General features: G+C 69.3%; 6 protein-coding genes. 5 read left to right on the forward strand and 1 reads right to left on the reverse strand.

From position 1 onward, the window contains the following. The first annotated feature begins 44 nt into the window (after window positions 1-44). Genes asnB through K7472_RS02665 form a run of 5 tightly spaced genes read left to right on the forward strand, consistent with a single transcriptional unit; the run spans window position 45 to window position 5602 of the window. Window positions 45-1850 (forward strand): asparagine synthase (glutamine-hydrolyzing), encoded by a 1806-nt coding sequence (gene asnB, locus K7472_RS02645; RefSeq protein WP_222973473.1) that lies wholly within the window; start codon window positions 45-47, stop codon window positions 1848-1850. A gap of 10 nt (window positions 1851-1860) precedes the next feature. Beyond that, a complete protein-coding gene (locus K7472_RS02650; protein WP_222973475.1) occupies window positions 1861-2682 on the forward strand; it encodes a hypothetical protein in 822 nt (273 codons plus the stop codon). 9 nt (window positions 2683-2691) lie between these two features. After that, window positions 2692-3606 (forward strand): aminotransferase class IV, encoded by a 915-nt coding sequence (locus tag K7472_RS02655; RefSeq protein WP_222973477.1) that lies wholly within the window; start codon window positions 2692-2694, stop codon window positions 3604-3606. Then, on the forward strand, window positions 3594-4574 hold the full coding sequence (locus K7472_RS02660; RefSeq protein WP_222973479.1) for an AEC family transporter: 981 nt from the start codon (window positions 3594-3596) through the stop codon (window positions 4572-4574). The genes K7472_RS02655 and K7472_RS02660 overlap by 13 nt, the downstream gene beginning before the upstream one ends. A 47-nt stretch (window positions 4575-4621) precedes the next feature. Beyond that, the gene (locus tag K7472_RS02665; protein ID WP_222973481.1) at window positions 4622-5602 is read left to right on the forward strand and encodes a TauD/TfdA dioxygenase family protein; all 981 of its coding nucleotides are present in this window, start codon (window positions 4622-4624) and stop codon (window positions 5600-5602) included. 242 nt (window positions 5603-5844) lie between these two features. Here K7472_RS02665 and K7472_RS02670 read toward each other — a convergent pair. Continuing rightward, window positions 5845-6107 (reverse strand): hypothetical protein (locus K7472_RS02670; protein ID WP_222973484.1); only part of this gene is annotated, 263 nt, incomplete at its 5' end.

A 6107-nucleotide genomic window follows, 5' to 3' on the forward strand; every position in this document is an offset into this window, starting at 1 on the left:
CCCGCACCCGAGCAGGGCCACGATCCAAGGGACCTTCCTCCTCCATGTGCCGTATCTATGGCCGCTTCGGCGAGCCGTACGCCGACGACACCGAAGACGACGTGCTCGAGGGCGTCGCCCGCAGGCTGCTGCACGGCGGCCCCGACGCACAGAGCCGCACCCGCGACCACACCGCCGCGCTCGGCAACAACCGTCTCGCCGTCCAGGGAGTTGCCACCGGCGACCAGCCCTTCCACCTGCCGGGCCTCACCTGTGTCTTCAACGGCGAGATCTACAACCACCGCGCCCTGCGCGCGCAACTCGCCGCCCAGGGCGTCCGCTTCGAGGGCGACTGCGACGGCGACGTGCTGCTCCCGCTCTACGAGCGGTACGGCGACGCCTTCGTCGAGCGGCTGGAGGGCATGTTCGCCATCGCCGTCGTGGACCGCCGGGGCGAGCCGTGCCTGAAGCTGTTCACCGACCACGCGGGCATGAAGTCGCTGTACTACTACGTCTCGCGGGACGGCCGGCGGCTGTGCTTCGCCTCCGAACTCCAGGCACTGGCCCGCTTTCCCGACTTCCCCGACGCGATCGATCCGTCGGCGGTCGACCGCTACCTCGGTGGCCGCGCGGTGTGGGGCCCCGGCACGGTCTACCGTGACGTGGCGACCCTGCCGCCCGGTGGCGCCCTGCGCTTCGCCCAGGGGCGCCTGACCCGATGGACCACCGCCCCCGGCACTGCGGGGGAGGAGCCTGCGATCCCGGCGACGGTGGAGGAGGCGGGCAGCGTCCTCGACGCCCTGCTGCGCGACGAACTCGGCCGCATGCTCGACGCCGACGTCCCGGCGTGCGTCATCACCAGCGGCGGGCTCGACTCCAGCTACCTGACCGCTCTGAGCCGCACCCTCGTTCCCGACCTCGCCTCCTTCAACATCGCCTACAGCGGTGACTGGCCGGCCGACGAACGGCACTTCGCCGCGCAGGTGGCCCGCCACTGCGGCACGCGCCACCACCAGGTGATCGTGGATCCCGGCGACTTCCCCGAACTCGTCGACCGCTTCGTGCGCCACCTCGACCAGCCCAACAACGCACCGCACAGCCTCAGCACGTACGCCCTGTTCGAGGCGATCCACCAGGCCGGATTCAAGGTCGCCCTCACCGGCGACGGCGCCGACGAGTTGTTCGGCGGCTACGCCCGCTACGTCAAGGCAGCGCGCGACGACTCCGCCGACTGGCACCGCGCCTACCAGGACACCATGGCCGTCGCGGGTCCGGCGGCGCTGCGCCGGCTCTACAGTGACGACTTCCGACGGGAGGTGGAGACCGGCGGCGGGTACTTCGGCGACCGAAGCGGTGACCGGCTGGCTCGCGCTGTGCGCGACGGGCGGCAGGACAAGCTGGACACGCTGCTGCGCTACGACCAGACCGAGCGCTTCCCCTACTACATCCTGCGACGCGTCGACCACCTGAGCATGGCCCACGCGGTCGAGGCCCGCATCCCGTTCCTCCAGCCACGGGTCATGCGCTTCGCCCACGCCCTGCCCTCGGGGCTGAAGGTGCACGGCGACACCGTCAAGGCCCCGGTCGCCGCCGCGGCCAGGCCGTGGCTGCCCGCCACCGTCGTCGACCGGCCCAAACAGCCCTTCACGCTGCCCATCACGGCGATGATCCGGCCGGGCGAGCGACTGCACGACTACATCGGCGACACCCTGCTCGCGCCCACCGCCCGGTGCCTTCCGTTCTTCCGCCGGGACGCGATCCGCGAACTGTTCGACCTCCAGAGCCTGAGCCCGGACCCGCACGCGGCCGGGACCCTGTGGTCACTGCTCGTCCTGGAGACCTGGCTCACCACCCGCGACATCACCCTTTGAGGAGACCGTCATGACCCACGCCCACCCGCCGATCCGGTCACTGCTGGCCAAGGCCACCAGGGACGACATCCGGCGCGACCCGTTCCCGCACGTCGTGCTGCGCAACCCCTTGGACGACGACCTCTACCAGGCGCTCGCCGAGACCATGCCGACCGCGGAGTACATCGGCGAGCGGATCGGCAAGGAGATCACGTCCAACGAGCGCTACAACTACATGTCCCAGCACATCCTCGGCGACGACGCCATGCCGCAGGTGTGGAAGGAGTTCGTGACCTACCACTCCTCGCCGGAGTTCTACCACCAGTTCCTGGACCTCTTCCACGAGGACCTGCTGGCCGCCAATCCGGACGCCGAGAAGACCTGCGGGCCACTGCGCGACCTGCGGGTGGGCCGCCGCAACCGCGACACCTTCGAAACCCACGACATCCTCATGGACTGCACCGCGGTCATCAACTCCGCGGTCACCGGTCGTCCCTCCTCGTACCGCGGACCGCATGTCGACAAGCCGTACAAGCTGTTCGGCGGCCTGTTCTACATGCGCCTGCCCCAGGACGACACGCCCGGCGGCGACCTGGTGCTGTACAAGTACCGGACCGACAGGCCGAAGTTCCACACCTCCGCCTCGGAGTACGGCGACAACCGCTTCGACATCGACCCGGCCTACGTGGAGGAAGTCGACACCGTCCACTACGACTCCAACGTCCTGGTGCTCTACCCGATCAACCCCCTCGCCCTGCACGGCGTCTCGTTGCGGGCCCTCACCGAGCACCAGCGGCGGTTCGTCGCACTCGTCGGTGACCTCCAGCACCACCTGTTCGACCTCGCACTCTAAGGAACCACCATGCTCCCGTTTGACCAACGGCCCGGCCACATATGGCTGGACGGCACACTGGTCGAGTGGCCCCAGGCCCGGCTGCACGTCCTCACCCACGGCCTCCACTACGCCAGCAGCGTCTTCGAAGGGGTGCGCGTCTACGCAGGAGCACCCTTCCTCCTCGGCGCGCACCTCGACCGACTGCGCTCCTCCGCCCGCATCCTCGACTTCGACCTTGCCTACTCCCGCCAGGAGTTGTACGACGCCACCACCGACGTCGTCGCCAAGGCGGGCATCGAGGCCGGGTACGTGCGGATCAACGCCTGGCGTGGCTCGGAGGTCATCCAGACCGCGGCCCCGCACACCTCGGTCCACACCTCCGTGGCCGCCTGGGAACTGCCCGCCGGGTACTACGCGCCCGAGGACGCGCTGGAAGGCGGGATCGGCCTGTGCACCGGCCGCTACCGCAGACCGTCACCGGACAGCGCACCGGTCAAGAGCAAGGCGGCCGGCAACTACATGATCGGGACCATCACCAAGAACGAGGCACTGCGCGCCGGATTCGACGACGCGATGCTGCTGGACGGTGACGGCAACATCGCCGAGGCGACCGGCGCCCACCTGTTCTTCACCCGCGCCGGGACACTGCACACCCCCGACACCCGCAGCACCATCGACGGCATCACCCGCGACTGCGTCCTGCGTATCGCGGAACACCTCGGCATCCCCTGCGTCGTGGGGGACCTGGCACCAGACTTCGTGCGCCAGGCAGACGGCGCCTTCCTGTGCGGCACCGCCTGCGAGGTGCTGCCGGTGAACCGGATCGACGACCACCCCTACGACCTGACCGGGAACGCGGTGATCGCCGCCGTGGTGTCCGCCTACCGGGACCTGACGGCCGGGAGCGGCCCGCTCACGGTGCCCGACGCGTGGGCACCCTGACCGCGCTGGAGAAGTTGATCCCCGTGGGGCTGGCCTTCGGCTGTGGTGCGCTGTTCGCCCGCCGCAAGGCCATCCCTGCGGACAGCTCCAAGGCGTTCTCCGACTTCTCCTTCCTCTTCGCCATCCCCTGCTACCTGTTCGGCAACCTCTACACCAGTGACCTGGGGACCCTGTTCAACGGCAGGGCGATCTGCGGCTACATGGTCTTCGCCCTGCTCAGCATGGTGCTGGTCGGCTGGGTCTCCCGCGTCTCCAGCACCCGTGAGCCATGCGGCGTCGCCCTGCGCGTCATGGGCGGGGTGCAGGTCAACACGGCCTACTTCGCCGTGCCGGTGTTCACCATGCTCTTCGGGACCGCAGCGCCGATCTTCCCGATCCTGCTGTTCCAGACGTGCGTACTGTCGTCCGTGATCATCCTGGTCATGGAACTCGGCGCCGATCGACGGCCCGACGGCTTGGACGGGGAACCCCCGGCGCGACGCCGGGCCGCAGCCAGGATCGGCCGGGCTGCGTGGGCCTCGCTCACCACGCCCATCGTGCTCGCCTGCGTGTTCGCGATCACTCTCAACCTGCTGAAGGTCCCCGTGCCCTCGTCGGTACTCAGCGGCTTCTCCTTCGTGGGGAGCGCCGCCTCGCCCGTGGCCCTCTTCGCGCTCGGTCTCCACCTGGGCGGAGCGGGCCTGACGGTACGGGGCACACCGCGTGAGGAGGTGTGGCTGGTGGCCTTCAAGTGTCTCGCGTTCCCGGTCCTGATCTGGGCCGGGTGCCACTACGTGTTCGGCGTTCACGGGGCATGGCTGAACTACCTGGTGCTGATCGCCGCCATGCCCGCCCCGCAGAACCTGTTCATCTTCGCCCAGCGCTACGAGGTGGACATCGACCTGTCCGCCGCGCTGGTCATCAAGAGCTCGGCCGCGTCGCTGCTCCTGCTGCCCCTGTGGTTCCAGGTCGTACGCCTGTCCCACTAGCCGCGCGGCGCCCGTCACACACCCTTCTCGGAACGGAAGGCCCTCCCATGACCACCGCTTCACCCACCACCCTCCACACCAGGCCCGCCGCCCTGGACATCCGGCCCGTGGCCGGGCGCATCGGTGCCGAGATCCACGGCATCGACCTGCGCGAAGAACTCGACGACGCCACCGTGGCCGCCGTGTGGCAGGCGGTACTCGAACACCGGGTCGTCTTCTTCCGCGGCCCGGACGTCGGCCACGCACGCCACGTGGCACTGGGCGTACGCTTCGGCGAGTTGACCCGGCGCCCCGGAGCCAAACACGGTGTCCACCCCGAAGGCTTCCCCCAGATCCTCACCGTCGACCCGAAGAAGGACGTGGAGCGCTACGGCGCGGACTTCGAAGAACACTTCCAGCGCAAGTGGGTCTCGTCCGTCGCCGGCTGGCACAGCGACCTCACCCCGGCCGTGAATCCGCCGAAGGCGTCTATGCTGCGCGCGGAGCGCACGCCCGCGTTCGGAGGCGACACCCAGTGGACCAACATGGTCGCCGCCTACGAGGGCCTCTCCCGGCCGGTGCGAGACCTGGTCGACGGACTGCGCGCCGAACACGCCTTCTTCACCGCCGTGCACCTCATGCACTCCGACGAGCGTGACCGCGAGATCCTTCGGCGCTACTGCGAGGAGCCGGAGGTCGCGGTGCACCCGGTGGTGCGCGTGCACCCCGAGACGGGTGAGAAGGCGCTCTTCGTCAGCCCCGGCTCCACCACCCGCGTCATGGGACTGTCGCGGCTGGAGAGCCGTCGCCTGCTCGACCTGCTCTTCGAGCACATGACGAGCGCCGAGTACACGGTTCGCTTCCGCTGGGAGCCCGGCAGCATCGCCTTCTGGGACAACCGCAGCACATGCCACTTCGCGCCGACCGACTTCGCCCATCTGGACGTGGAACGTGTCATGCATCGCGTCACCTTGCTCGGCGACCTGCCCAAGGGACCGGACGGCACGGAATCCGAGCTCGTCGCGGGGGAGCCGATGCAGGCCTGCTGACGCACGACATCGCCCCACGACGTCACGCGGCCGACGACATCGCCGGTCGCGTGACGTCGCGCACGTCCGCGCGAGCAGGACCAGCACGACCAGGCCGGCCCTCTTGCCCTCGCCCGGCTGCATCCGCAGCGCCCCGGCCGACGGCCTGGACGAGGTCGGGCATGGAGCCGCGTACGTCAGCCCACTGGCGACGTGGCGGAAGACGAGCGTGCGCCGGAGGTTTCCTCCGCGGTCGAGCGAGGTCAGACGTCAAGCTCATACCGCCCTCTGCCACGTTCCTTGTCCGAGATCTCCGGCCGGTCCCCGTGCAGAGCGAGCTTGCCGCGGATCTGGTTGGCGTAGGGGTGATCGAGCTGGGTGAGAATGTCCAGGGCACGTTGCCAGGCGTCGTGGGCTGCGTCGGGGCAGTGCGCGGCATGGTGGGCGTCGCCGAAGCGACTAAGAACTCCTAACGAGATGATCTTCTGGATGGTTGGATCGCTCCGGGGCCGTTGATCCGGGGGTA

Source organism: Streptantibioticus parmotrematis (assembly GCF_019890615.1).
In the GTDB taxonomy this organism is placed as follows: domain Bacteria; phylum Actinomycetota; class Actinomycetes; order Streptomycetales; family Streptomycetaceae; genus Streptantibioticus_D; species Streptantibioticus_D parmotrematis.

Excerpts from the sequence above, each read along its gene's own strand:
- asnB (WP_222973473.1), top strand. The coding sequence starts at position 45 with ATGTGCCGTATCTATGGCCGCTTCGGCGAGCCGTACGCCGACGACACC.
- K7472_RS02655 (WP_222973477.1), top strand. The coding sequence starts at position 2,692 with ATGCTCCCGTTTGACCAACGGCCCGGCCACATATGGCTGGACGGCACA.
- K7472_RS02650 (WP_222973475.1), top strand. The coding sequence starts at position 1,861 with ATGACCCACGCCCACCCGCCGATCCGGTCACTGCTGGCCAAGGCCACC.
- K7472_RS02665 (WP_222973481.1), top strand. The coding sequence starts at position 4,622 with ATGACCACCGCTTCACCCACCACCCTCCACACCAGGCCCGCCGCCCTG.